Origin of the sequence: Luteimonas sp. S4-F44, from assembly GCF_022637415.1 — a bacterium.
Taxonomy (GTDB): Bacteria; Pseudomonadota; Gammaproteobacteria; order Xanthomonadales; family Xanthomonadaceae; genus Luteimonas.
The window spans coordinates 2290558-2315924 of the sequence record NZ_CP093340.1 but is presented as its reverse complement, the minus strand read 5'-3'; the positions used below and the strand labels follow the sequence as shown (position 1 = coordinate 2315924).

General features: G+C 69.8%; 19 protein-coding genes and 1 pseudogene. 9 read left to right on the top strand and 11 right to left on the bottom strand.

The annotated features are described in order from the left end of the window. Positions 1 to 15: 15 nt before the first annotated feature. On the bottom strand, positions 16 to 1032 hold the full coding sequence (locus MNO14_RS10645; RefSeq protein ID WP_241943727.1) for a DUF6624 domain-containing protein: 1017 nt from the start codon (positions 1030 to 1032) through the stop codon (positions 16 to 18). A 39-nt stretch (positions 1033 to 1071) separates the two neighbouring features. Further along, entirely contained in the window at positions 1072 to 1266 is a 195-nt protein-coding gene (locus MNO14_RS10640) for a hypothetical protein (RefSeq protein ID WP_241943726.1), read from the bottom strand. A gap of 190 nt (positions 1267 to 1456) precedes the next feature. Here MNO14_RS10640 and MNO14_RS10635 point away from each other — a divergent pair, with 190 nt between their 5' ends. Continuing rightward, positions 1457 to 2566: a hypothetical protein gene (locus tag MNO14_RS10635; RefSeq protein WP_241943725.1), complete on the top strand. Its 1110-nt coding sequence runs from the start codon at positions 1457 to 1459 to the stop codon at positions 2564 to 2566. A gap of 197 nt (positions 2567 to 2763) precedes the next feature. Here the strand turns inward: MNO14_RS10635 and tsf are convergent, their stop codons facing one another. The 7 genes from tsf to MNO14_RS10600 all read right to left on the bottom strand — a co-directional run bounded on the left by tsf (position 2764) and on the right by MNO14_RS10600 (position 10171). Then, a complete protein-coding gene (tsf, locus tag MNO14_RS10630) occupies positions 2764 to 3642 on the bottom strand; it encodes a translation elongation factor Ts (RefSeq protein WP_241943724.1) in 879 nt (292 codons plus the stop codon). Between the two features lie 138 nt (positions 3643 to 3780). Beyond that, positions 3781 to 4566: a 30S ribosomal protein S2 gene (gene rpsB, locus MNO14_RS10625; RefSeq protein WP_241943723.1), complete on the bottom strand. Its 786-nt coding sequence runs from the start codon at positions 4564 to 4566 to the stop codon at positions 3781 to 3783. Between the two features lie 289 nt (positions 4567 to 4855). Then, positions 4856 to 5899, bottom strand: coding sequence for a spore coat U domain-containing protein (locus tag MNO14_RS10620; protein WP_241943722.1), 1044 nt, complete (start codon positions 5897 to 5899; stop codon positions 4856 to 4858). Then, positions 5896 to 8238, bottom strand: coding sequence for a fimbria/pilus outer membrane usher protein (locus MNO14_RS10615; RefSeq protein WP_241943721.1), 2343 nt, complete (start codon positions 8236 to 8238; stop codon positions 5896 to 5898). Before MNO14_RS10615 ends, MNO14_RS10620 begins: the two co-directional genes overlap by 4 nt. Continuing rightward, a complete protein-coding gene (locus MNO14_RS10610) occupies positions 8238 to 8948 on the bottom strand; it encodes a molecular chaperone (protein WP_241943720.1) in 711 nt (236 codons plus the stop codon). The genes MNO14_RS10615 and MNO14_RS10610 overlap by 1 nt, the downstream gene beginning before the upstream one ends. A gap of 100 nt (positions 8949 to 9048) precedes the next feature. Next, complete coding sequence (locus MNO14_RS10605) at positions 9049 to 9621, bottom strand: spore coat U domain-containing protein (protein WP_241943719.1); 573 nt, start codon at positions 9619 to 9621, stop codon at positions 9049 to 9051. Between the two features lie 7 nt (positions 9622 to 9628). After that, the gene (locus MNO14_RS10600) at positions 9629 to 10171 is read right to left on the bottom strand and encodes a spore coat U domain-containing protein (RefSeq protein WP_241943718.1); all 543 of its coding nucleotides are present in this window, start codon (positions 10169 to 10171) and stop codon (positions 9629 to 9631) included. 341 nt (positions 10172 to 10512) lie between these two features. On the opposite strand from MNO14_RS10600, the gene map reads away from it, so the two are divergent. The 8 genes and pseudogenes from map to MNO14_RS10560 all read left to right on the top strand — a co-directional run bounded on the left by map (position 10513) and on the right by MNO14_RS10560 (position 21102). Beyond that, positions 10513 to 11295 carry a type I methionyl aminopeptidase gene (gene map, locus MNO14_RS10595; protein WP_241943717.1) on the top strand — a complete coding sequence of 261 codons (783 nt, stop codon included), beginning with the start codon at positions 10513 to 10515 and terminating at the stop codon, positions 11293 to 11295. 1 nt (position 11296) lies between these two features. Continuing rightward, a complete protein-coding gene (gene glnD / locus MNO14_RS10590) occupies positions 11297 to 13912 on the top strand; it encodes a [protein-PII] uridylyltransferase (protein WP_241943716.1) in 2616 nt (871 codons plus the stop codon). Continuing rightward, positions 13909 to 14776 (top strand): annotated as a pseudogene (gene dapD, locus MNO14_RS10585) (2,3,4,5-tetrahydropyridine-2,6-dicarboxylate N-succinyltransferase). The gene glnD and the pseudogene dapD overlap by 4 nt, the downstream one beginning before the upstream one ends. Before the next feature lie 82 nt (positions 14777 to 14858). Next, a complete protein-coding gene (locus MNO14_RS10580) occupies positions 14859 to 15215 on the top strand; it encodes an arsenate reductase (protein ID WP_241943714.1) in 357 nt (118 codons plus the stop codon). A 102-nt stretch (positions 15216 to 15317) separates the two neighbouring features. Beyond that, positions 15318 to 16460, top strand: coding sequence for a succinyl-diaminopimelate desuccinylase (gene dapE / locus MNO14_RS10575; protein WP_241943713.1), 1143 nt, complete (start codon positions 15318 to 15320; stop codon positions 16458 to 16460). 72 nt (positions 16461 to 16532) lie between these two features. Next, the gene (locus MNO14_RS10570) at positions 16533 to 17021 is read left to right on the top strand and encodes an 8-oxo-dGTP diphosphatase (RefSeq protein WP_241943712.1); all 489 of its coding nucleotides are present in this window, start codon (positions 16533 to 16535) and stop codon (positions 17019 to 17021) included. Positions 17022 to 17176: 155 nt separating this feature from the next. Continuing rightward, positions 17177 to 19750: a bifunctional lysylphosphatidylglycerol flippase/synthetase MprF gene (gene mprF, locus MNO14_RS10565; RefSeq protein WP_241943711.1), complete on the top strand. Its 2574-nt coding sequence runs from the start codon at positions 17177 to 17179 to the stop codon at positions 19748 to 19750. Beyond that, on the top strand, positions 19747 to 21102 hold the full coding sequence (locus MNO14_RS10560; protein WP_241943710.1) for an AcvB/VirJ family lysyl-phosphatidylglycerol hydrolase: 1356 nt from the start codon (positions 19747 to 19749) through the stop codon (positions 21100 to 21102). Before mprF ends, MNO14_RS10560 begins: the two co-directional genes overlap by 4 nt. Before the next feature lie 3 nt (positions 21103 to 21105). On the opposite strand, the gene MNO14_RS10555 is transcribed toward MNO14_RS10560, so the two are convergent. Beyond that, on the bottom strand, positions 21106 to 21711 hold the full coding sequence (locus MNO14_RS10555) for an HD-GYP domain-containing protein (RefSeq protein WP_241943709.1): 606 nt from the start codon (positions 21709 to 21711) through the stop codon (positions 21106 to 21108). Then, positions 21711 to 25238 (bottom strand): transcription-repair coupling factor, encoded by a 3528-nt coding sequence (mfd, locus tag MNO14_RS10550; RefSeq protein WP_241943708.1) that lies wholly within the window; start codon positions 25236 to 25238, stop codon positions 21711 to 21713. Before mfd ends, MNO14_RS10555 begins: the two co-directional genes overlap by 1 nt. Positions 25239 to 25367: the final 129 nt, after the last annotated feature.

Sequence of the window (25367 nt, the reverse complement as noted above, 5' to 3'; positions counted from 1 at the left end):
CCGTCTCGCGCGGCGTCAGGGCGCCGTGGCGCAATCCGGAAATTGGGCGAGATACTCGCTCAGCGGTGGCATCTTCAACTCGGCGCGCAGCGCGTCGACCCGCGCCTCGTCTTCCAGTGGCTGCGGCGCGCGACGGCTCTCGATGCAGGTGACCTGGGTGCCGTAGCGCTGCCGGCCGTCGAGCTTGAGCATGACCCGGTCGTAGAGAAAGCCGTAGCGGGCCGGCACCGCGCCGTCGGCATGGCGCCGTTGCATGGCGAGCAAGGCCTGGTACTGGAGATCGGGCCGCTGGTCGGCGTGCTGGACCAGAAGCCACAGCTGGGCCTGCGCCTGCTCGGGCAGGGCGGTGAGCGCGGGCCAGCCATCGTGACGGGTCATCAGCTGCGCCGCGAAGGCGGCGTTGTCCGCGTCCAGCCGACGCACATCGTCGCCGAGCGCGAACGCGTAGGTCGCATAGAGCGGATCGTCGGGCCCGGCATCGCGGCCGGGCACCCCATCGAGGGCATAGCGCAGGATCTGGTCATTGGTGGCGCGCCGTTGCAGGTCCGCCGCCACGGCGTGGGCCTCCTCGCGGTCGGTCGAGGGGGGCTGCACCTGGGACACGATCTCCACCGCGCGGCGCAGGCCCAGCACGTAGGGCCATGCGTCCTTGGCGGCGGCCTCAAAGGCCGGCCAGTCGTCGAATGCGGCCGCCGTCGCCTCCGCATCCATGATCAAGCCGCACCGCCGGTCCCCGTAGCAGGCCTCGGGGAGCGCGGCGGCGTCGACGCCGCGCGTGCGCAAGGTCTCGCGCAGGGCCGACGTGCGTGCGCGCCGTGTGGCCTTGGCCCAGTCCAGCAGCGCGTGCCAGTGCGCGCGCTCGGTCGGATCAGACGAGAACCGCGGCCGGATCCAGTCCAGGCGGGTCAGATCGACCGCGCTGTCAGCAGGAAGACGGTCGAGCAGCACGGGCGTCGGCGTGCCAGCCCATGCGGCCGAACCGCCGGCGAGCAGCAGCAGCGCGCTGAGCGCTCGCCGAGTTGCGCGGCCCATCAAGCGGAGGCTGGCCGGGCAGGATGCCCGGCCGGTGACTCATGCATCGGCATCGTCGACGACGATGATCTGCGCCGAGACCTGGGCCGACAGCTGGGTCCGCGAGGTCGTACCGCCGGCAACGGCGTCGATCTCGGTGTCGGTAAGGTCGCGCGCGAGTTGGCGGCTGAGCAGGCGGAAGCTGCCGGGCGCGTCGGCGGTGGGCGAGTGGGGGGCGGGTCCTGGCTTCGACATGGCGACGTCTCCTTTTCGATTCGCGGCGCCGTCGACATGGCGGCGTCCTCGGTGTCTTAGTCCATGACCATCCCCCCTGTCAAATCGTCCGGGGGACATGCCCCGTGGTGTCGGATGCCGGCGAGCCCGCTCGCATGGCGGCCGCGGTCTGCGGTAGAACACCCGCATCGCCATCGACGGAACGCCCTTCATGCCTGGACATCTACGCGTCGTCACCCATCCCGGAGACGTCCATGCGGGCGCGGTCGCGTGGGCGCTTGCCGATCGCGGCATCGCGACGCGCTGGATGTGCCTGAGCGACTTTCCCGCGCGCGCGACCCACAGCTTCGAGCTGCGCGAGACCGCGGACGCGGCGGCGGGCAGCCTGCCCGATGCCGACTGCGATTTCGTGTGGATCCGCAGGATCGGACGCTCGCCCGGCGTGCCGGAGGGCCTGGATGTCCGCGATGCGGAGGCCTGTCGACGCGAAAGCGAGCGCTTCTTCTGGGGATTGCTGCATGTGCTTGCCCCCCAGGCCTGGTGGGTCAACCCGCTGACGAGCTTCATGACCAGCCGGCACAACAAGTTGCATCAGCTGCGCTTGGCGCAGGCCTGCGGCATGATCGTGCCCGAGACGCTGGCGAGCAACGATCCGGCCCAGATCCGTACATTCGTGCGCGCTCACAGAGGCCGGGTCATCGCCAAGCCGTTCTTCCCGCATCTATGGAACACGCGCGATGGTCGCTCGTACGAGTACCTGTCCTCGCTGGTGACCGAGCGGGACCTGGAGGATCCACGCGTCCTGCAGGCGTCCCCGCTGATCTACCAGCACTACGTCGACAAAGCGTTTGAGGTACGGGTGGCCGTGTTCGGGCAGGCGGTAATCGCCGCGCGCCTGGATACGCGCGGCGATCCCGACCTGGCGGTGGACTGGCGCCACGCCGCCAAGCATCCGACCGTGACGCCGTTCCAGCTGCCCGAGCAGGTGCGCGAGGGGTGTCTGCGGGTCATGGCGATGTTGGGCTTGGTCCACGGGTCGTTCGACTTTATCGTCCGGCCGGATGGCGGCTTCGTCTTCCTGGAGGTCAACGAGTCGGGGCAATGCCTGTGGATGGAAGAGGATTGCCCGGACCTGCCGGTGCTCTCGGCGCTCGTGGGCCTGTTCCTGGCACGCAGGCCGGACTTCTCGAACGCGGACCTGGCGCAGTTTCCGTACCGGTTCGGCGCGTTTCGCGGGAGCCCGGCCTACGAGGCGTTCCTGCAGGGCGCGGCCCAGGACCATCTGCCGGTGTCGATGGAAGGCGTGGTGTTCCAGGAGTGAAGCGCGTGCTTCGCGTGGCCGGACCGCAAAGCGGTCTGACCGAGGGGAGAGCGGCTTCTGGCTGGCAGGCCGCTGTCGCTTCGAAGAAGCACGCTCATTTTCGCTAACGAGGGAGATGAGGCAAAAAAAAGCACGCCCGTAAGGGGCGTGCTTTTCTGTCGCCTGGCGGTGTCCGGCAAGGACCCGCGGCGGATGGATCAGGCCAGGCCGGCCTGCTTCATCACTTCGGCGGCGTAGTCCTCGACGACCTTCTCGATGCCTTCGCCGACGGCCAGGCGCTTGAAGCCGAGCACGTCCGCGCCGGCGGCCTTGAGCGTGGCCTCGACCGTCTTGTCGGTGTCGAGCACGTAGGGCTGGCCGTAGAGCGTGACTTCGTTGACGATCTTGTTGAGCTTGCCGCTGATGATCTTCTCGAGGATATCGGCCGGCTTGTTCTTGTCCTTGTCGGACATCTTCGCCAGCTCGATTTCCTTTTCCTTCTCGATGAACTCGGCCGGGACGTCAGCGGCCTTGTTGTGCGGCGGGTTCATCGCCGCGACGTGCATCGCCAGGCCGCGCGCGAGGTCGGCGTCGCCGCCCTGCAGTTCGACCAGCACGCCAATGCGGCCGCCGTGGACGTAGGCCGCCAGGTTGTGGCTGCTCTCCATCCGCACGATGCGACGCACCTGCACGTTCTCGCCGACCTTGGCGATGACGGCAGCGCGCGCTTCCTCGACGGTCTCGCCCGAGGCGAGCTTCGCGGCCTTGAGCGCGTCGATATCGGCAGCGCCGGAGGTGAGGGCGGCCTGGGCGACGGCCTCGGTGAAGCGCAGGAAGTTGTCATCCTTGGCGACGAAGTCGGTCTCGGAGTTGATCTCGACCAGCACCGCTGCGCGATCGTTCTGCGTGGCGACGATGCGACCTTCGGCGGCGACGCGGTCGGCCTTCTTGTCGGCCTTGGCCAGGCCCGACTTGCGCAGGGCTTCGGCGGCGGCGTCGATGTCGCCGGCGGTCTCGCTCAGCGCCTTCTTGCACTCCATCATGCCGGCGCCGGTGCGCTCGCGCAGTTCCTTGACCAGGGATGCGGTGATTTCCATGGATGACCTCAGTATTCGGTGGATGCGTCGGCCGCGCGGGGCACGGCCGGTCGTTGGCGATCTCCGCTCGCAGGCGAACGGCGATCGCGCCGGAGGCGCTGCGGCTGCGCAGCATGGCGCAGCCACATGTCGCGGCGATTACTCGGCCGCGGCTTCCTCGGTCTTCTTGCCGCGCGGGGCGCGGGCCGGCTTGTCGCCGCCTTCTGCAAACTCTTCCTCGCGCACGGTCGCCGCGCTCGGCGCGGCCGCCTTGCCTTCGAGCACGGCGTCGGCCGCGGCGTTGGCGTACAGCTGCACGGCGCGGATCGCGTCGTCGTTGCCCGGGATCGCGTAGTCCACCAGCGCCGGATCGTAGTTGGTGTCGACGACGGCGATGACCGGGATGCCGAGCTTCTTGGCTTCCTGGATCGCGATGTTCTCATGGCCGATGTCGATGACGAACAGCGCGTCGGGCAGGCGGTTCATTTCCTTGATGCCGCCCAGCGAAGCCTCGAGCTTGTCGCGTTCGCGGCGCAGGCCCAGCACTTCGTGCTTGACCAGCTTTTCGAACGTGCCGTCGGTCTCGGCCGACTCGAGTTCCTTCAGGCGCGACACCGACTGCTTGACCGTGCGGAAGTTGGTCAGCGTGCCGCCCAGCCAGCGCTGGGTCATGTACGGCATGCCACAACGCTCGGCTTCTTCCTTGATCGCCTCGCGCGCGCTGCGCTTGGTGCCGACGAACAGGATCATGCCGCGCTTCTGGGCGATGCCCGAGATGAAGTTCATCGCGTCGTTGAACAGCGGAACCGTCTTCTCGAGGTTGATGATGTGGATCTTGCCGCGGGCACCGAAGATGTACGGCGACATCTTGGGGTTCCAGTAGCGCGTCTGGTGGCCGAAGTGCACGCCGGCTTCCAGCATCTGGCGCATGGTGATCTGAGGCATTTGGATAGTCTCGTGATGGTGGAATCGAACGAAGCCGGTGTCGTGACAAGTCCGCACGTCAGATGTGCAGGTACTTGGCGATCGGACTCGCATCTCGATTCCGGGGTTGGGCCTCCCTGTCACCTCCGTGGCCGAACCTCTTGCGAGGCACCCCGGCACGGGTCGATGCGACAGGTGTGTATTCGCCGATGACGCCCGGCGTTGCGTGTCGGGCCCGACGAACGGGCACGGCAAGCGCGGGATTGTAGCCTGCGCTGCCGCCTGGGCGCAATCTGCCCGGTCCTCGGGCTCAGAAGCGGATATCGACCCGGAGAGTGTCGCGGTAGACCCCCGGCGGCGGTGTGGTCTGGGTCGGGTCGATCAGCGCCCGGTACGTGAAGCCCTGGGCCGCGGTGCCGGTGTAGAGGCCGGGATTGGCCTCCGCAGTGGCGCTGGTGCGACGCTCGGCCCCGACGCTGCCCCAGCGCTCGCCCGATCCTGCGCCCTTGTAGAGCGCGTAGCGCAGGAACTGGGTCGGGGCGGCCTCGTCGCGCATGCGCCGCCAGCCTCCCGCAAAGTGCTGGCCGTCGTCGATCCCCACTGAGTACGCGGCACCGGCGCTGCAGCGAACGGTGATCTGCTGGACCACCGGCCCGAACGCGCCGGCCAGCGGCGCGCTGCCGAAGTTCAGCGGCGGGGCGGCGATCGCGCAGTCGTTCTCCAGCCGCAGCACGACTCTCACGCTGGTCGGAATGCCGGTGCCCCAATTGAGCGGCGTGAACAAGCCGGGGCGTTGGAAACCAGGACTCTGCGAATAGACGCACACCGGCCCGAGCCCGACGGTGCAGACCGAGAAGAACCAGCGCAGGTTGATCATGCCGGTGTAGGTGCCGGCGCGCAGGCCCGCGGTGGGCGTGGTGCGGACGTACAGTGGCAGGCTCCCGCCGGGCCCGTTGAAGAGGTTGAGCAGGTTCAGTCCCGAGAAGTCGAACTCCTGGCCCTGACCGATCTGCGGCCCCGTACTCTGCGCCAGCACCGTGAACGGAAGCGAAGGCCCGCCGCCATCGTGGGCCAACTGGAACGTCGAGTTCTCCAGCCGCACCTTGATATAGGAGGTGCTGATGAAGGCCAGCGCGCCGCAGGTCAGGCCGCCGTTGCCGGCCGCCTGCCGCGGGCCCTCGGCCAACGCCAATGTGCCGACGGTGCCAAGGTCGGCCTGCGCGCTGGCCACCGTGCACGAGCCGGTGTCCTGCGCATGCGTGCCGCCAGCGGCGAGCAGCGCGAGGAGGAGCAGCAGACGCAGACGCTGACGGCTGCGCGCCGGGGGGGCAATGCGGATGCGTGGGCGTATCATCGGCAGGCCAGGGGGCCGATCCGCGCCAACCCATCGACGTCAGGGGCGAGCGTGAAGCGCACGGTGCAAGAGGCTCCCCCGGCGGGGCGTGCAGTGAGCGTGTTGTCCGGTGCCAGTCTCGACAGATAAACCAGCCCGTCCCAGCCCACGTACGCCTCCTCGCCCTGGGCGCTGGTCACCGGCGTGCCCGGTGCGAGCTCGACGCCCGCGGCATCGTGCAACGTCACCAAGGCCGCGAGCGTGCGCTCGACTGGGAAGTGCATCACGTAGCCACTGCCGCGGCGGACCGCGACGCGTTGCTCGACGACCGGCGTTTGCACGTTCGTCGGCAATTGCAGCGGATCGATCTCGAACTTTGCGGCGTAGTGCGCCCCCGACCACGGCACCAGCAGCCGGCCGCTGCGGTCGGTGGTGCCTACGGTCACGTTCTCGTAGCGCACCGGAATATCCGCAAACCCGTTGGTGTCCACCACCACGAACGCATCGGAGATCCGGTTCGACAGGAAGGTACCGCCCCCCATACGCACGATCGCGCCGGCGGCGCTGGCCCACAGCGTGTGCGCACCGGCGCTGCCGCGCACCCCGCCACCGAACTGGACGTGGCGGTTGCGCCACAAGGCGTCGAGCTCCAACTGGTCGTCGCCCGCCTCGAAGCGGCTGTAGCCCAGGCCGAGCCCGAGCCCGCCGTCGCTGGGCACCGGGCGTGTGTAGCGCAGGCGTTGCGCATCGCCGCGCCCGCTCGCGCGGTCGTGCGTCGCGGTGACGTTGCCGTGTCGCAGCGAGACCACCAGTTGCGCGACCGCCGACCAGTCGCCGCTGTCGATGTCGCGGTTGCCCGACAGGTAGACACCGATGTTCTGCCATGGCGATACGCTCCACGACAGGTTGACCAGCCGGATCCGTGAGGCGTCGGCGTTCTCGAGCGCAATGTGACCAAGCCCCAGGCTGCCCCAGCGTCCGAGGGCGACGCTGCCGGCGACCACCGTCGTCCGCGGCCGGAATAGCGGCGTGGTCCGGGGGTCGTAACGGGCCAGGTCGACGAAGTCGCGGTCGCTGCGCTGATGCTGCGCCGACAGGGTGAACCCGCGGCGCGCGTACTGGTAGCCGACATCGATCTGGTCGCCCGAGCGGCCGCGCGACTCGCTGCGGCTGTAAGCGGCATTGAGCACCCCCAGCATGCCCAGCCGGACCACGCCGCCGGCGCCGAGTCGGGTCAGATCCTCGGCCGCCTCGCCGAGCGTCTCGACGGTCAGCGCATCGGTGAGGCCGCGGCTGTAGGCAGCCGAGGCCACGACCGGGCCGTAGGCGAAGTTCTCGACGCCGTAATCGCGGCGCAACGCACCGGCCGCGAGCGCGAAGTCGCTCAGGCCTGGCGCGAGCAGGCGGCTGCTGACGTAGAACGGCACGGCCGTGGCGACCTGCCGGCCCAGCGCATCGGTCACCACGACCACCGCCTCGCCGGCGCCGTTGATGAACGGCACGTCGGTCAGCGCGAAGGGGCCGGGGTCGACACGTTCGCGTGCAGCGAGGTTGCCGTTGACGTACAGATCGACCGCCGACGGCACCCCGGCCTGGCCAGCGAACTGCGGCAACGGATAGGTGACGATGTCTGGCCGGAGCGAGAAATCGCGCGAGAACTGGACCCCGCCAATCCGGACCGGCGAAGTCCAGACGGGCCCGCGCGTGATCAGGTCGCCGGCCTCCCAGAACCGTGCCTGCGCCTCGTCGACGCGCTGCCAGCGGGTGTCGTAGCGGACGAACGCCCGATCGACGCCACCGCCGTGGCGCCAGGCACCCGACGACGACACCGTGCCGGCATCGCCGAACAGGCGCACGTCGGTCCATAGCGAGGTCGCCGTGGACGCGTGCGGCGCCCGCGTGGCGTAGAGGTCATAGTTGAGCAGCATCCCGCTGCTGGCGCGCGACGGATGGCGGGCGAGGCCGGCGTGGCTGTCGAAGTGCTGCGTCGGTAGCCAGTCGGCGGGCACCTGGATGTGCAGGCGCAGATTGACGACGTCGTAATCGACGGTGACGCCCGGCACGCGGTCGACCGCGACCCGACCGTCCTCGTCGGGTGCATCGACGCGCACGTGCAGGGCGTGCAGCACGGCCGCGTCGACCAGATAGTGTCCGTCGCGCAACTCGACCGGCACCACACGTCCCGATGCCAGCCCGTTGACGACCAGCTCCAGGTGCACCAGGCCTTCACCGACCGCATCGCTCGCCCGCGGAGGCGGCGGCAGTCGGCCAGGCGGCGCTGCAGCCTCGGTCGGCGGTGCCGGCGCCAGCCCTGCACACAGCAGGGCCGAGGCGAGGCACGCGGTCGATGGGCGGGGCATTAGCGTGCCGTCCCCCGCATCGGCGGAATCACGTGCAGGCGCTGGTGATCCTCGATGTGGGCCTCGAGCGTGCCGTCGGTCTGTGCCGCATCCGCCAGCGGCCAGCGCGCGAAGCTGCCGGCGAGGACGTAGCCCAGTTGCACGTCCTCCAGGGGAACGTGCGCGCCGCCGGGGCGGCGAAATCCGAGCCCCGTCAGCCGTGCGTGCCTCAGGCCGCGGTTGTGGACCAGCAGGAAGACCTGTCCGTCGCGCCGCTCCAGTTCCCATGCCAGCTGCGGCGCCTCCTGGTCGGCTGCGTCGCCGTTGACGAACAACGGAATCGAGTAACGGAACTGGAAGCGCACGCCGACCGGGGTGCCGGCCGGTGTTTCCTCGACGGGCTGAACCGGGATCTCGTCGACGACGATCCGATAGGCGAGTTCCCCGGCGCCAGGCGCGGCCTCTGCGGTCCGCGTCAGGCGGACCAACTGGCGCTGGCCGGGGGCGATTCGGGTCATGGGCGGCGAACCGACGACGGCCTGCTGCGGGCGATACGTGTCTTCGCCATCGGTCTGGTGCCATTCGAACACGCGCAGTTGCAGGTGCGCGGTGGTTCGGCCCTGGTTCTCGATCCACAGTGCGGTGGCCTGCTCGTCGTGGCGAATGGTCGGGTTGACTGGCCAGATCAGCAGCGAATTGCCTGCCGGGGCGGTGATCGACGCCAGCGCCATCGAGGCAGCGAACAGCCAGCGGATTGCACGAGCCAATGCATCGGCGCGGCGGGGGAACAGGGACATGGCGTTATCCTTGTCGATGCCGGATCGGGCGACCTCACCAATCCAGCGTCACGGTGACCGTGTCGGTGTATGCGCCTGGCAGTGCGTTTCCTGGTAGCGCCAGCCGGGCGTGGACTGGCAGCACAATGCCAAGGGCACCGGTGCCGGGCACGGTGATCGCCTGCGCCTGATCGATCGCGATCTCCTGGGCGAAAGCCGGGTCGCGGTAGAGCCGGTACGGGAGCCGGCGATCGACCGAGGCGTGCCGCAGTTGCCGGACCCCGCCTGCCGCATGCGCGCCGCCATCGATGCGCATGCGCATCACCACGCCTGGCGTGCAGCGCAGCGTGACCACCTGCGCCGCGCCGGCATCCGCGGTACGCACCGCGCTCGAGAGCGCGCTGTCGGTGCCGAAGTCGAGCGTCGCCATCACCCCCGCAGCGCCACTGCTGCCCAATCCGTCGATCGCGCAGCCCCGGACCACTGTCGCCGAAACCGGGAAGGTGGTCTGGGTCTCGGCCTGCAGTCCGTAGGACGATGTCGTCAGCAGCACCGCGAGCAGACTGCCGGCAACGCGTGCGCCGACAGGGCGCGGTGCATGGGGCCGATGCGCACGCGTGCGGGCCACGGCCACGTTAGAGCGTGATCACGACGCCAATGACATCGGTGTAGGTGCCCGGCAACAACGCGCCGCCCCCGAACGCCCGTCCGTAGACGTTCACCGTCTGCGTGGTGCCATCGGCGGGCAAGGTCAGCGCATCGCCGTCGGCGATCACCGTCGTCCTGCCGGCATCGGAATAGAGCTCGTAACTGATGAAGCGCGCATCCGCGCCGCCCTGCAGCGCCAGCGCGCGGGTTCCACCACCATCGGGCGCAGCGCCGGGGTTGAGACCGCCATCGAAGGCGATGGTGGGTGTCACGCCTTCCGAGCACCGGATGGTGATCGCGCTGCCCGCGTTCTGCACCTCGGCATCGGCCTGATCGAATACCGTGGTCTCGGTGCCGAAATCGAGCGTGCCCAGAAGGCCGGCGTCGGCGCCGTCGGCGGTATCGACGCCATTGATGATGCAGCCCGCCTGCAGGGTCATGGTGGCGTCGATCTGTCCGGTAATCTCGGCGTGGGCGGTTGCGCCGAACAGCCCAAGCAGGGCGGCGGCGGTCAACGGCATCAGACGCATGGGATATCTCCGTGGTGTGGAAATCCGAAGGACATGCGGGCAGGGAACGGCCAGCGCGCGGTCGTGGGCTGCGCGTCGTGCGTTGGCACGGGCCGCTGGCGGGGGAGGGGGGGCGTTCAGTGGCATGGCGGTCTCCTGTCCGCGACGGTCGGGCTGCGCTGGTACGCCCGCTCGTCGTCACTAGCGTGTTCGAAAAAGCCGTGAATCCTTTATGCGTGCCATAGTGGGCGCACGCGCGGTGAAGGCGCCGTGAGTCGGATAAAGGGTGTCGCGCGGCGTTGACGCGCTCCGTCCTGAGGCGAGCCGCGCGGCGGGCCGGGGCGATCTGCGATAATGGCCGGATGAGCATTCAGACCAAGACGCCCGACGAGATCGAGAAGATGCGCGTGGCCGGCCGCCTGGCCGCCGAAGTCCTGCAGATCGTTGCCCCGCACGTCAAACCCGGGGTGACCACCGACGAGCTGGATCGCATCTGCTACGAGCACATCGTCAACGTGCAGGGCGCGATCCCGGCCAACGTCGGCTACAAGGGCTATCCCAAGACGACCTGCATTTCGGCCAACAACGTCATCTGTCACGGTATCCCGAGCGATGCGAAGGTGCTCAAGGACGGCGACATCATCAATATCGACGTGACCGTCATCAAGGACGGCTGGCACGGCGACACCAGCCGCATGTACTTCGTCGGCACGCCGTCGGTGATGGCCAAGCGACTGGTCGAAGTGACCCGCGAGGCGATGTGGCGCGGCATCCGCGCGGTACGGCCCGGCGCCACGCTCGGCGATGTCGGCCACGCGATCCAGAAGTACGCCGAAAGTGAGCGTTTCAGCGTCGTGCGCGAGTACTGCGGCCACGGCATCGGCAAGGTCTATCACGACGATCCGCAGGTGCTGCACTACGGCACGCCGGGCACCGGCGTCGTGCTCAAGGAAGGCATGACCTTCACGATCGAGCCGATGATCAACGAGGGCACGCGCTTCACCAAGGTGCTGCCCGATGGGTGGACGGTGGTCACCAAGGACCGCAAGCTCTCCGCGCAGTGGGAGCACACGGTCGCGGTCACCGCCGACGGTGTCGACGTGTTGACCCGGATTCCGGGCGACGACAACGACGCGTTCCTCTGACGTGGGCGAGCGCACCGCCGCCACCGCACCTGCCGCCGATGTCGGCGACGCGGCCTGGGTGGCGGAGGCGCGCGACGCGCTCGCTGCGCACGACGCGCGGCTGATCCAGGGCTTCGACGCCGGCCAGCACATCGATCGGCTGCTGGCCGCACGCGCCAACGCCGTCGACGGTTGGGTCCGCAAGGCCTGGGCGCGCTGCATTCCCGGCGAGGCGGTGCTGGCGCTGTTCGCGGTCGGCGGCTACGGCCGCGGCGAGCTGTTCCCCCATTCGGACATCGACCTGCTCGTCGTCGGCGAGCCGCAGGTGCAAGCCGCGCACGCGCAGGCGCTGAGCCGGATGCTGGCGTTGCTGTGGGACCTGGGGTTGCCGGTCGGCCATGCGGTGCGCAGCTTCGAGGAATGCACCGAGGCGGCCGCCGATGCAACCGTATTGACCGCGCTGCTGGAGGCGCGTCCGCTGCTGGCCAACATCGGCGAGGTGCGCGCGCTGATGGACGCGATCGCCGATCCCAAGGTCTGGCCAGCGGCCGCGTTCTTCCATGCCAAGCGCCGCGAACTCGAAGTCCGTCACGCACGTTTCGGCGACACCGCCGACAATCTCGAGCCCAATATCAAAGACGGCCCAGGCGGTCTGCGCGACGTGCACAACCTGCGCTGGATGGCGCGGCGCGTCCTCGGCATCTACGGCCTGGAAGAACTGATCGCACTCGGCCAGCTCGGGGTCGACGAGCATGCCACGCTCGAACGTGAGCGGCGCACGCTCTCGCGGCTGCGCTTCGGACTGCACCTGGTCGCCGGCAAGGCCGAGGAACGGTTGCGCTTCGATTACCAGAAGGCGCTGGCCGCGCGCCTGCACCACGTCGAACAGGCCGACAACCCGTTGGTCGAGAAGATGATGCAGGAGTTCTACCGCAGCGCCGCGGTGGTGCAGCGGATCAGCGAACGCTTGCTGCAGCGCTTCGAGGAGCAGATCGAGGGCGAGGGCGAGTTGCGGCCGCTCGATGCCGAGTTCGGGGTACAGCGCGGCTACCTGGTGGCGCGCGACGATGTCTGGCCCGGCGGCGACATCGCGCGGGTGTTCGACCTGTTCGCGATCTGGGCCGATCGCCAGGAACTGCGCGGCCTGCACTCGCAGACCGCACGTGCGCTGGCCGAATCGTTGCACGCATTGCCGTCCTGGCGCAGTGCCTCGCCCGCGCTGCGCGAGCAGTTCATGGCACTGCTGCGTGGACCCACGCCGGTGCGCACGCTCGAGCGGATGGCCAGGCTTGGGGTGCTGGGCGTGTGGATCCCCGAATTCGCCAATGTCACCGGGCGGATGCAGTTCGATCTGTTCCACGCCTATACCGTCGATCAACACACGCTGGCGGTGCTGCGCAACATGGCCAGCTTCGCGTCCGAAACGCCGGACGAGCGGTTTTCCACCGCGCACGAAGTGTGGCCGCAACTGCGCAAGCCCGAACTGCTGCTGCTGGCCGGGCTGTTCCACGACATCGGCAAGGGGCGCGGCGGCGACCATTCGGAACTGGGCGCGGTCGACGCGCGCGCGTTCTGCGAGGGGCACGGGCTGGGCGAGGCCGACACCGCGTTGGTGGAGTGGCTGGTGCGGCGCCACCTGCTGATGTCGACCAGCGCGCAGAAGCTCGACATCTCCGACCCGGTGGTGATCCACAAGTTCGCCGCCGAGGTCGCCGACCGCGAACGGCTGGATTATCTGTACCTGCTGACCTGTGCCGATATCGCCGGCACCTCGCCCAAGCTGTGGAACGCCTGGAAGGACCGGCTGCTGACCGACCTGCGCAGTGCCACGCGGCTGGCGCTGCGCAGGGGCCTCGAGCATCCGGTGGCGGCGATCGAGCGCATCGCCGAGGCGCGCGACCGTGCCCGCGGCCTGCTGTCGGCCCACGGCATCGACGATGTCCAGGCCGACGCCCTGTTCGCGCGGATTCCGCAGGAGAGCTTCCTGCGCGGGCGCGCCGACCAGGTGGTGTGGCAGGCGCTGGCGCTGAGCGACAGTGCGCAAGGGGGGCTGGTGGTGCGCGTGCGCCGGCTCGCCGCCGGGGCGCAGGCGCTGGAGGTGTTCGTGCATTCGCCCGACCGCGACGGCTTGTTCTCGGCGATCGTGATCACGCTCGACCGCCTGGGCCTGGCGATCCAGCAGGCGCGCGCGCTCGATGGTCCGGGCGGCACGATCTTCGACGTCTTCCAGGTGCTGCCGATGGACACGCGCCATCCGCTGGAACTGGCCGCGATCGAGCGCAAGCTCGCCACCGTGCTTGGCGGTGCGCTCGACCTGTGCCCGGCGCGTCGTGCCCAGCCGCGCCACCTGCGTCATTTCCGCGTGCCGCCGCGGATTGAATTCAACCCAGGCGCCGACGGCCGGCACACGGTTTTCAGCCTGGTGTGCACCGACCGGCCGGGCCTGTTGGCCGACGTCGCCCACGTGCTGCGCCAGCACGGCGTGCGTGTACACGATGCGCGCGTGGCGACGTTCGGCGAACGCGTCGAGGACGTGTTCCGGATCGTCGGCGGCGACGGCCAGCCCCTCGACGAGGCCGCGCAGGCGACCCTGCGCGCCGCGCTGCTCGCTTCGATCGATGGCGACATGGCACGATAGCGCCCCCGTTTTTCCCCACGAAGACCCGCCATGACCCAAGCGCTGCAGACGTTGATCGAGGACGCGTTCGCGCGTCGCGCCGAGCTCACCCCCCAGGAGATCGGTGATGCGGTCAAACCGGCGGTCGAGCAGGCGATGCAGGGCCTGGAATCGGGCGAGCTGCGCGTCGCCCAGCCCGATGGCAACGGCGGCTGGCAGGTCAACGCGTGGCTCAAGAAGGCGGTGCTGCTGTATTTCCGCAGCAACGACATGGCCGTCGTCGAGGCCCAGCCGGCCCCGTTCTGGGACAAGGTCGAGGCGCGCTTTGCCGGATACGATGAAGCACGTTTCAAGGCTGCCGGCGTGCGCGTGGTGCCCGGGGCCGCGGTGCGCCGCGGCACTTACTTCGGTCGCGACGTGGTGCTGATGCCGAGCTTCGTCAATATCGGGGCCTATGTGGGCGAGGGCACGATGGTCGATACCTGGGCCACCGTGGGCTCGTGCGCGCAGATCGGCAAACACGTGCACCTGTCGGGCGGCGCCGGCATCGGCGGCGTGCTCGAGCCGCTGCAGGCCAGCCCGACGATCATCGAGGACCATTGCTTCATCGGCGCGCGCTCGGAGGTCGTCGAGGGCGTCGTCGTCGGCCACCACAGCGTGATCGGCATGGGCGTGTTCCTCGGCCAGTCGACGCGCATCTACGACCGCGCGACCGGCGCGATCTCCTACGGCTACGTGCCGCCCGGCAGCGTCGTGGTCTCGGGCCAGCTGCCGGCCAAGGACGGCTCGCATTCGCTGTACTGCGCGGTCATCGTCAAACAGGTCGACGAGAAGACTCGCAGCAAGACCTCGGTCAACGAATTGCTGCGCGGCCTGGCCGACTGAGCCGGCCCGGACGGCCGCCGCACGTGCGGCGGCTGATGACCTCACGCCGGGCCGGTCCCGGCGATTGTTCAAGGACCCTCCCATGACCACGCTCTACGGCCTGAAGAACTGCGACACCTGCAAGAAGGCGCGCAAATGGCTCGACCGCTTCGGTGTCGCGCACACCTTCGTCGACTACCGTGACGACAAGCCGACGCCCGAGACGCTGGTCGCCTGGGCCGGCCAGCTCGGCGGTTTCGAGGCGATGGTCAACAAGTCCTCGACCACGTGGCGGCAGTTGCCCGACAACCGAAAGGGCGCAGCCAGTGAGGCGGAGTGGAAGCTGCTGCTGCGCGAATACCCGCAGTTGATCCGGCGCCCGGTCGTGGTCACCGAGGACGGCACGGTCACCCAGGGCTTCAGCGATAACGGCTTCAAGAAGCGCTTCGGCATCGACTAAAAAGCGCGGGCGAAAGTCTCCTGGCAGGCTCGTCATGCCATCCTGCCGGGCAACGCGCCCCGGGGCGCGCATGCGCGCCGAACCCGTCCCAAGCGAGCTGCCATGTCCGACGTTCTCGATCTCACCTGTGACCTGATCGCCCGCCGCTCGGTGACGCCCGACGACGCCGGCTGCCAGGCGCTGCTTGCCGGACGCCTGGCCCAGGCGGGCTTTGCGATCGAGTCCCTGCGCTTTGGCGAGGTCGACAATCTCTGGGCCACGCACGGGACCGGTAGGCCGGTGCTGGTGCTGCTCGGTCACACCGACGTGGTGCCGAGCGGCCCGGTCGCGGACTGGCGCTCGGACCCCTTCGTGCCCGAGATCCGCGACGGCCTGCTGTACGGACGCGGCGCGGCCGATATGAAGGGCAGCGTCGCGGCGTTCGTCGTCGCGGCCGAGCGCTTCGTCGCCGCGTACCCCGACCACCCGGGCACGCTGGCCGTGCTGCTGACCTCCGACGAGGAAGGCGCCGCGATCGACGGCGTGCGCCGGGTCGCGCGTACGTTCGCCGAGCGCGGCACGCGCATCGACTGGTGCATCACCGGCGAGCCGTCATCGACCCGGCGCTTGGGCGATCTGCTGCGCGTGGGTCGGCGTGGCAGCCTGTCGGCCACGCTGACCGTGCACGGCGTGCAGGGCCATGTGGCCTATCCGGACAAGGCGCGCAATCCGATCCACCTGCTGGCGCCGGCGCTGGCCGAGCTCGTCGGCCGGCATTGGGACGACGGCTTCGACTCGTTCCCCCCGACCAGCCTGCAGGTCAGCAATATCGCCGCCGGCACCGGCGCGACGAACGTGATCCCCGGCAATGCGACGGTGCAGTTCAACCTGCGCTACAACCCGCATTGGGACGCGCCGCGGCTGGAGGCCGAAATCGCCGCGCTGCTGGCGCGACACGACCTGGATTGCACGCTCGACTGGCATCGCAGCGGCGAGCCGTTCCACACGCCGGAGGGGCCGCTGCGCGCGGCCGCGCGCGAGGTGCTGGCGACCTTCGCCGGCGCCGCGCCCGAGGAAAGCACCGGCGGCGGCACGTCCGATGCCCGGTTCATCGCGCCGTTGGGCGCGCAGTGCATCGAGATCGGTCCGGTCAACGCCAGCATCCACCAGGTCGACGAACACGTCCGCGTCGCCGATCTCGAGGCGCTGCCGGCGCTGTACGAGGCCCTGGTGGCGCGGCTGCTGCTGCCTGCCGTGCCCGGCTGAGACGCAGCACGGCAGGATCGCCGCGGCGGGGCTCGCTACAATGCCCGGCTTCCCGACGCAGGCCCGTGCCCGATGCCTTACACCCCGATCGTCGCCACGCTCGGCTACGTGCTGTCCCCCGATCGCCGACGGGTGCTGATGATCCACCGCAATGCGCGGCCCGGCGATCAGCACCTGGGCAAGTACAACGGCCTGGGCGGCAAGATCGAGCGCGACGAGGACGTGGTTGCCGGCATGCGCCGGGAAATCCGCGAAGAAGCGGGCATCGAGTGCGACAGCCTGCGCCTGCGCGGCACCATCAGCTGGCCGGGCTTCGGTCGCAACGGCGAGGACTGGCTGGGTTTCGTGTTCGTCGTCGACGCCTGGCATGGCACGCCGCTGACGTCCAATCCCGAAGGCACGCTGGAATGGGTCGAGGCCGATCGCGTACTCGAATTGCCGCTGTGGGAGGGCGACCGCCAGTTCCTGCCGCTGGTGTTCGACGACGATCCGCGCGCCTTCCACGGTGTGATGCCGTATCGAAACGGTTGCATGCAGTCCTGGTCGTACTCGCGGGTGTAGGTCCTCTTTTCAGCGGTTTTCCGCGACTACGGGATGCCTGAACGCGTGCTTTGGCCGGCGCGGCGTGTGCGCGTGCCCGAGACGGACGCCGGTGTATGCTCCGCGGCCTTCGTGCCCTGCGATCGCCGCGGGGCGCCTGCGAGGTGGACATGGCGGTGTCGATACGACGTTCGCTGCAGACGGTCGGTGCCTGGTCGATCGCGCACGCCGAGGCGCTGCGCCGTGTCGGGATCGTCGCCGGCGTGCTGGCGATCGGCGCGCTGCTCGCGGTCGCCTTGCACGGCTTCTGGCACGAGTTGCGCTACGACGAAATCGTCGCCGCGATCGAGGCCACGCCGGGCCTGCGGATCGCGCTGGCGGTTTTCGCCACCGCGATCAGCTTCGCCGCGCTGGTCGGCTACGACGCGAGCGCACTGCGCTATGTCGGCGCGCGCGTGCCCGCGCGGACCGTCGCCAAGACCGCGTTTGTCGCCTATGCACTGAGCAACACGATCGGCCTGGGCGTGTTCACCGGCGGCGCGGTGCGCATGCGGCTCTACGGGGCCGCGGGCGTGGAGCCGGGCGAGGTGTCGCGCGCGATCGTCTTCAACGCATCGGCGTTCGGGCTCGGTGCCTGCGCGGTCGGCGGCGCCGGACTGTGGTGGGACGCTGCGGCGCTCGCGCCGATGCTGCGCCTGCCGGCCTGGGCCGTGGCGTCGCTGGGCGCGTTGGCGGTGGCCGCGGTGCTGGCGCTGCTCGTGCTGTGCCAGATCCGCGGGCGCGTCGGCCGTCTCCGCCTGCCGGCGCCCAGGCTGGCTTGGACCCAGCTGGCGCTGTCGATCGTCGACATCACCGCCGCCGCCGCGGTGCTGTGGTTGCTGTTGCCCGAAGGCGCGGTCGGCTTCGCGACGTTTCTGGGCTTCTATGCCGCGGCGGTGGTGGTGGGGGTGGTCAGCCATGTGCCGGGCGGGCTGGGCGTGTTCGAGGCGGTGATGCTGGTCGCGCTCGGCGACCGCGTGCCGGCGGGCACGCTGGCCGGTGCGCTGGTGCTCTATCGCCTGGTCTACTACGTCCTGCCGCTGCTGATCGCGCTGGGCGTGCTGGTGCTGCACGAGAGCGGGCGGGTGGCGTCGCCGGCGCGCCGGTTCCTGGCTGGGCTGGCGCCGCGCGTGCTGGCGGGCGCGACCCTGGTGGCGGCGGTGATGCTGCTGGTTTCGGGCGTCACTCCGGCCACCGGCCGCGCGCTGCGCCTACTCGCGCTGGTTCCGCTGCCGCTGATCGAGGCGGCGCATTTCCTCAGTTCGGTCATCGGCGTGTTGCTGCTGTTCGTCGCACGCGCGTTGTTGCGGCGGCTCGACGCCGCGTGGTGGGCGGCGGTGGTGCTGGTGACGCTGGCGCTGGTGTTCGCGCTGCCCAAGGGCGTGGCGGTGACCGAAGCGACCGTGTTGGCGGCGTTGCTGCTGGCGCTGCTCGCCTCCAGGCGCCAGTTCACACGCCGCGCATCGTTGCTGGCGGTGCCGTTCACCGGTGGCTGGCTGGTGGCGATGGCGGTGATCTGCATCGCGGTGGTCGGCCTGCTGTTCTTCGCCTACCGCGACGTCGCCTATGCGCACCAGCTGTGGTGGCAGTTCGCACTGTCGGGCGAGGCGCCGCGTTCGTTGCGGGCCTTGGTGGCGATGGCTGTGGTCGCACTGGCGCTCGCGCTCCGGCAACTGGTGCGTCCGGCCGCGCCACCGCCGCCGTTGCCCGATGCCGCGCAACTGGCCCAGGCCCAGGCGATCGTGCGTGCGCACGACAACGCCGACGCCGGGCTGGTGCTCACCGGCGACAAACACCTGTTGTTCTCGCCGGCCGGCGATGCCTTCCTGATGTACGGGCGGCAGGGCCGGTCGTGGATCGCGTTGTTCGATCCGGTCGGCCCGAACGAGGCCTGGCCGGATCTGGTGTGGACGTTCCTGGAACGCGCGCGCGATGCCGGCGCGCGGGGCTGCTTCTACCAGGTCGGCCCGGACGCGTTGCCCGTGTACCTCGATGCCGGCCTGCGGCTGTTCAAGCTCGGCGAGTACGCGAGCGTGCCGCTGCCTGGATTCTCACTGCAGGGCAAACGGCGGGGCAGCCTGCGCACCGCCGTCAACCGGGCCGAGCGTGCCGGCCTGCGGTTCGAGATCGTCGACACGCCGGATGTGCCGGCGCTGCTGCCGGCGTTGCAGCCGGTGTCCGATGCCTGGCTGGCGCAGCACCGCACCGCGGAGAAGCGGTTCTCGATCGGCGCGTTCGATCCTGCGTACCTGGCCTGCAATCCGGTGGCGGTGGTGCGCGACGAGACGCGGATCATCGCGTTCGCCAGCCTGCTACTCGCCGGCGATCCAGCGGGCGAGGCGTCGGAGGCAAGCATCGATTTGATGCGCCACCTGCCCGATGCGCCACCGGGCACGATGGATTTCCTGTTCGCGCGTCTGCTTCAGCACCTGGCCGCCGATGGCTACCAGCGCTTCGGGCTGGGCATGGCGCCGCTGTCGGGCATGGCAACCCACGCACTCGCGCCGCAGTGGCATCGCATGGGGCGGCTGTTGTTCGCGCGGGGTGAGCAGTTCTACAACTTCCGTGGGCTGCGCGCGTTCAAGGACAAGTTCGATCCCCAATGGAGTGCGCGCTATCTCGCCTCGCCCGGCGGCATCGCGCCGCTGTTGGTGCTCGCCGATGCCGCGGCGTTGATTGCGGGCGGTTACCGAGGAGTCCTGTCGAAATGAAGCATGTCGTGATGTGGGGCGTCCTAGCGGCGGCGCTGCTGGTGGGATCTGTGGGTGCGCAAGAACGGTTGCGGCATGGCTTTTTCGAGGATGTCGAACTGACACGGCCGGTCGGGCAGGCGACGCATACCGTGCTGCTGCTCGATACGGGCGACGGTCGCGCCACGGCGCAAGCGTTGGCGGCCGACGGTGCGTTGGTGGCCGAGATCGACGTGCCGCGGTTGCAGGCGGCGCTCGCGCGGGGCGCCGCGGCCTGTGTGTTTCCGGATGGGGATCTGGAGAATCTCTCGCACTGGCTGCAGGGGTATGCGCAATTGCCCGATTACCGGCCGCCGGTGCTGGTCGGCCAGGGCGAGGGCGCGGCGATCGTCTACGCGATGGCCGCACAGGCCCAGCCGGGTGTGTTCGCCGGTGCGATCACGCGCGGCGCGTTGCCGCCGCTGGCGCTGGGCAAGCCGCCTTGCCAGGGCGCAGGCACGCTGTTCGTTGCGCACACGCCCCAGCCTGACACGGTGATGCTGCGCCCAGTGCCCGCCCTCGTCATGCCCTGGCTCGCATTGGTCAACGCGGCCGACCTGGGCGAGCTCCAGCGCTTCGCGCGCGGCATCGACGGCGCTGCGATGCGCGCACATGGCGATGCGCCGGCGCCGTTGCGCGCCGCAGTGCAGCGCCTGGCGCGCCTGTCGGCACGCGCGCAACCGGCCGGGCCGCCCGCGGACGTGCGCGACCTGCCGCTGGTCGAGGTCCCGACCCACGGGCCGGCGCAGCCGATGTTCGCGATCCTGCTCAGCGGTGACGGTGGTTGGGCCGGGCTCGACACCGAGGTCGCCGATGCCTTGGCCGCGCGCGGCATCGCGGTGGTGGGCTTCGATTCGCTGCGTTACTTCTGGTCGGCGCGCACGCCCGGGGGCCTGGCACACGACATCGATCGCGTGGTGCGAAGCTATGCCGCGCGCTGGGGACGGTCGCGGGTGGTGTTGATCGGCTACTCGCAGGGTGCCGACGTGCTGCCCTTCGCGGTCAATCGGCTGTCGCCGGCCACCCGCGCGATGGTCGCGCACACGGTGTTGATCGGGCTGGGCCGGCGTGCCTCGTTCGAATTCCATGTTGGTAACTGGCTGTCGGCAGCCGACCCCGATGCGCTGGAGGTCGCCCCCGAAGTGCTGCGCCTGTCGGCCGATCGCGTGCTGTGCATCGAAGGCGAGGGCGACGATGACGCCACCTGTGCGACCTTGCCGCCCGGCCATGTCACGGTCCAGACCTTGCCCGGCGGGCACCATTTCGACGGCGACTATGCGCGCCTGGCGGGCACGATCCTGGACAGTGTCGGCGGGGTGCAGCCGCCGCGCTGAGCGTCAGCCCGGGCTGCTGTGCAGGACGCCGATGAAGGCGTCCACCAGGTCGGGGTCGAGCCTGCGCGCGGCGTCGGCCCGCAGCCGCATCAGCGTCTGGTCGATGCCCAGCGCGGGGCGATACGGGCGATCGCTGGTCATCGCGTCGTAGCTGTCGACGACTGCCAGCATGCGCGCCTCGAGCGGGATTGCCTCGCCGGTCAGCCCATCGGGATAGCCGCTGCCGTCGACCGCCTCGTGGTGGTGGCGGATGATCCGAGCGACTTCGTGGGCGTCTTCGCGGCCGGTGGCGACGAACACCCGCGCGCCGCGTGCCGAATGGGTGCGCATGATCGCGAGTCGTTCGGCATCCAGCCGATGCGGGTGCAGCAACACGTCGTCGGGGATGCCGATCTTGCCGATGTCATGGAACCGCGCGGCCAGCACCAGCGCATGCCGGCGCGCGCGCGACAGGCCGAGACGGCGGGCCAGGGCACTGGCCAGTCGTCCGACGCGGTCGCAGTGGCCGTGGGTATAGGTGTCGCGCTCGTGCAATGCCACCGTCAGCACATGCAGCGAGGCGACGAGGTCGTCGGGCGCGCGGTCGACATGCGAGGTGGTGGTGGGCATCAGCGGGCGGGCGACGACGAAGACGGGGCGAGGGCGATCAGCAGGCCGCGCGCGGTCTTGATCCGTGATTCGGCATCGGGCAGGTCGAGCGTGATGCGCAGCTTGTCCGGTCCGTCCATACGGTAGCGCTGCGGCTGGCCCTGCACCAGTCCGATCACCGCCAGCGGGTCGACCTTGGGCTTGTCGGCGAACTGCACGCGTCCGCCGGCCTCGCCCAGGTCGAGCTTGCGGATGCCCAGCGCGGTGGCCTGCAGCTTGAGATCAGCGACCTGGAACAGATGCTTCGCGGCGTCGGGGAGCAGACCGAAGCGGTCGATCATCTCCACCTGCAACTCGCGCAGCCGCTCGGCGTCGCGGGCGCCGCTGACGCGCTTGTAGAGCATCAGACGGGTGTGCACGTCGGGCAGGTAGTCCTCGGGAATCAGCGCCGGGACGTGCAGTTCGACCTCGGCGCCGCGCGCATCGGCCTCGTCGACGTCGGGCAGCTTGCCTTGCTTGATGCTGCGCACCGCCCGTTCGAGCAGCTCGGTGTACAGGCTGAAGCCCACCTCGGCCATCTGTCCGCTCTGGCCCTCGCCCAGCAGTTCGCCGGCGCCGCGGATTTCCAGATCGTGGGTGGACAGCGTGAAGCCGGCGCCGAGCTCGTCCATCGAGGCGATCGCCTCCAGACGCTTGCGCGCGTCGCCAGTGATGCTGCGCAGGTCGGGCGTGACCAGGTAGGCATAGGCGCGGTGATGCGAGCGGCCGACGCGGCCGCGCAGCTGGTGCAGCTGCGCCAGGCCGAACTTGTCGGCGCGGTTGATGATGATCGTGTTGGCGTTGGGGATGTCGATGCCCGACTCGATGATCGTCGAGCACAGCAGCACGTTGAAGCGCTGCTTGTGGAAATCGAGCATGACCCGCTCGAGCTCGCGTTCGGGCATCTGGCCATGGGCGATGCCGATGCGCGCATCGGGCACCAGCTCCTGTAACTGGCGCTGCATGCGGCCGATGCTCTCGACATCGTTGTGCAGGAAATAAACCTGGCCGCCGCGGCTGAGCTCGCGCTGGAACGCTTCGCGCAACTGGGCATCGTCCCAGGGCACGACGAAGGTCTGCACCGCCAAGCGGTGCGCCGGCGGCGTGGCGATGATCGACAGGTCGCGCAGGCCGGCCATCGCCATGTTGAGGGTGCGCGGGATCGGGGTCGCGGTGAGGGTCAGCAGGTGCACATTGGCGCGCAGCGCCTTGAGCGCCTCCTTCTGGCGCACGCCGAAGCGCTGCTCCTCGTCGACGATCACCAGCCCCAGGTCCTTGAACTTCACGTCCGGCTGCAGCAGGCGATGGGTGCCGACGATGACGTCGATTTCGCCGCGGGCGAGCTTCTCGAGCTCGGCCTTGATCTCCTTGGTGCTCTTGAAGCGCGAGAGCACCTCCACGCGCAGCGGCCAGTCGGCGAAGCGGTCGGCCATGGTGCGGAAGTGCTGCTCGGCCAGCAGGGTGGTCGGCACCAGCACCGCGACCTGCTTGCCGGCGGTCGCGGCGACGAAGGCCGCACGCACCGCGACCTCGGTCTTACCGAAGCCGACGTCGCCGCAGACCACGCGGTCCATCGGCTGGCTGCTGCCCAGGTCGCGAATCATCGCCTCGATCGCGGCATGCTGGTCGGGCGTTTCCTCGAACGGGAACGCGGCGGCGAACGGCTCGTACATCGACCGGTCGACCTCCAGCGCCAGGCCGGCCCGCGCCTGGCGCTTGGCCTGGATCTCCAGCAGCTCGGCGGCGACGTCGCGGACCTTGTCGGCCGCCTTCTTCTTGGCCTTGGACCAGGCCTCGCCGCCGAGCGAATGCAGCGGCGCGGTCTCCGGCGACGCCCCCGAATAGCGGTTGACCAGGTGCAGTTGCGACACCGGCACGTACAGCCGGTCACCCTTGGCGTACTCGATGTCTAGGTACTCGCCCGGCTGGCCGCCGGCCTCGAGCACGACCAGGCCGCGGTAACGCCCGACGCCGTGGTCCTCGTGGACGATCGGCGCGCCTTCGCTGAGCTCGCCTAGATCGCGAATAATGGTCTCGGGGTCGCGCCCGGCCCGGCGTCGGCTGCGCGGCTGCGCGGCGCGTTCGGGGAACAACTGGCGTTCGGTGAGCACCGTCATCTGCGGCGCATCGAGCGCGAAGCCGTCGTCGAGCGGCGCCACCGCGATCGCGAAGCGCGCAGCGTCGTCGACGAACGCGCCGAAGTCCGCCAGCACCGTGGGGCGCAGGTCGGCGGCGTGCAGCACCTCGAGCAGCGCCTCGCGGCGACCGGCCGAATCGGCCGAGATCAGCACGCGCCCGGCATAGCTGCCCAGGAAGGTCTTGAGCGCCTGCGCGGGCGCCTGATCGCGGGCGGCCAGCGGCAGTTCGGGGGCCGGCTGCTCGCCCAGCGCCGCGGCCTGGGCGTGGCGCGGGTGCGCGGCGTCGCACAGTTCGATCCGCGCGCCCTGGTTCAGCCGTTCGCGCAGTGCGTCGGGCGCCAGCCACAGCTCGGCCGGCGGCAGCAGCGGACGCTCGATGTCGTGGCGCAACTGCTCGTAACGATGGTCGATCTGCGCCTGGAACTGGTCGCTGGCCGCCGATACCCCGACATCGAGTACCGGCAGCGTGTCCGCAGGCAGATAGTCGAACAGCGTCGCCGTGCTCGGCGCGGGGGCGCCGCGTTCGGCCAGTGCGCGGCGCGGCGCGTCGAAGAACAGCGGCAGGTAGTACTCGATGCCGGCCGGCGCGGCGCCGGCCTTGAGATCCTGGTACAGCCCGCTGCGCCGGGTGTCGATGTCGAAGCGCTCGCGCAGCGCGTCCATCGCGCGCGCCAGCGACGCTTCGTCCAGCGGCACTTCGCGGCCGGGCAGCATGCGCAGCGCATCGATCTTCTCCAGCGACCGCTGCGATTCGGGGTCGAAGGCGCGGATCGTCTCGATCGCGTCGTCGAACAGCTCGATCCGGTACGGCTGGCCGGCGCCCATCGGAAACACATCGAGCAGCCCGCCGCGCACGGCGAAATCGCCCGGATCGTGGACCTGCGGGACATGGGCGTAGCCCGCGCTTTCCAGCCGGCGTTTCTCGGCGTCGAGCTCGAGCGTCTGGCCGACGGCGAGGTCGAAGCTGCTGCCGGTGATGTGCTTGACCGGCGCCAGTCGCTGCATCAGCGTCTGCACCGGAACCACGACGATGCCGCGGGTCAGCCCCGGCAGGCGGTGCAGCGCGGCCAGACGCTGGGAGACGATGTCCGGGTGCGGGCTGAAGCGGTCGAAGGGCAACGTCTCCCAGTCCGGGAACGGCACCACCGGCACGGCCGGGTCATCGCCGCCGAGCGTGCGCAGATCGTGTTCGAGCTGGTGGGCGCCGTGGTTGTCGCGTGCGACCAGCAGCAGCGGCCCGGCGTGCGTGCGCGCGGCCTGCAGCACCGCCCAGGCCAGCGCACTGCGGCTGGCGGGCGCGCGCCACCAGGCGCGGGTATGGCCGGAACCGGGCAGCGGCGGGGCGGCGGGGGAAGCGGGGGACTTGGGCATCGGAACGTCGGGAAGCGGGACAGCGGCGGGAGCGGTGGGAACAGGGCACAACGACGACAGCGCCGGATGCCCATCGGGCTTCCGGCGCGATCAACCTGTCAGTCTAAACGAAGCGGTCTCGCGGCCTGA

What these genes read in the sequence shown, in the direction of transcription:
- tsf (WP_241943724.1), bottom strand. Translation starts at nt 3,642, where the DNA reads ATGGAAATCACCGCATCCCTGGTCAAGGAACTGCGCGAGCGCACCGGC.
- mfd (WP_241943708.1), bottom strand. Translation starts at nt 25,238, where the DNA reads ATGCCCAAGTCCCCCGCTTCCCCCGCCGCCCCGCCGCTGCCCGGTTCC.
- MNO14_RS10555 (WP_241943709.1), bottom strand. Translation starts at nt 21,711, where the DNA reads ATGCCCACCACCACCTCGCATGTCGACCGCGCGCCCGACGACCTCGTC.
- MNO14_RS10580 (WP_241943714.1), top strand. Translation starts at nt 14,859, where the DNA reads ATGACCACGCTCTACGGCCTGAAGAACTGCGACACCTGCAAGAAGGCG.
- MNO14_RS10570 (WP_241943712.1), top strand. Translation starts at nt 16,533, where the DNA reads ATGCCTTACACCCCGATCGTCGCCACGCTCGGCTACGTGCTGTCCCCC.
- dapE (WP_241943713.1), top strand. Translation starts at nt 15,318, where the DNA reads ATGTCCGACGTTCTCGATCTCACCTGTGACCTGATCGCCCGCCGCTCG.
- MNO14_RS10560 (WP_241943710.1), top strand. Translation starts at nt 19,747, where the DNA reads ATGAAGCATGTCGTGATGTGGGGCGTCCTAGCGGCGGCGCTGCTGGTG.
- MNO14_RS10610 (WP_241943720.1), bottom strand. Translation starts at nt 8,948, where the DNA reads ATGGCGCTGGCGTCGATCACCGCCCCGGCAGGCAATTCGCTGCTGATC.
- MNO14_RS10645 (WP_241943727.1), bottom strand. Translation starts at nt 1,032, where the DNA reads ATGGGCCGCGCAACTCGGCGAGCGCTCAGCGCGCTGCTGCTGCTCGCC.
- rpsB (WP_241943723.1), bottom strand. Translation starts at nt 4,566, where the DNA reads ATGCCTCAGATCACCATGCGCCAGATGCTGGAAGCCGGCGTGCACTTC.
- MNO14_RS10640 (WP_241943726.1), bottom strand. Translation starts at nt 1,266, where the DNA reads ATGTCGAAGCCAGGACCCGCCCCCCACTCGCCCACCGCCGACGCGCCC.
- MNO14_RS10635 (WP_241943725.1), top strand. Translation starts at nt 1,457, where the DNA reads ATGCCTGGACATCTACGCGTCGTCACCCATCCCGGAGACGTCCATGCG.
- map (WP_241943717.1), top strand. Translation starts at nt 10,513, where the DNA reads ATGAGCATTCAGACCAAGACGCCCGACGAGATCGAGAAGATGCGCGTG.
- MNO14_RS10615 (WP_241943721.1), bottom strand. Translation starts at nt 8,238, where the DNA reads ATGCCCCGCCCATCGACCGCGTGCCTCGCCTCGGCCCTGCTGTGTGCA.
- MNO14_RS10620 (WP_241943722.1), bottom strand. Translation starts at nt 5,899, where the DNA reads ATGATACGCCCACGCATCCGCATTGCCCCCCCGGCGCGCAGCCGTCAG.
- MNO14_RS10600 (WP_241943718.1), bottom strand. Translation starts at nt 10,171, where the DNA reads ATGCGTCTGATGCCGTTGACCGCCGCCGCCCTGCTTGGGCTGTTCGGC.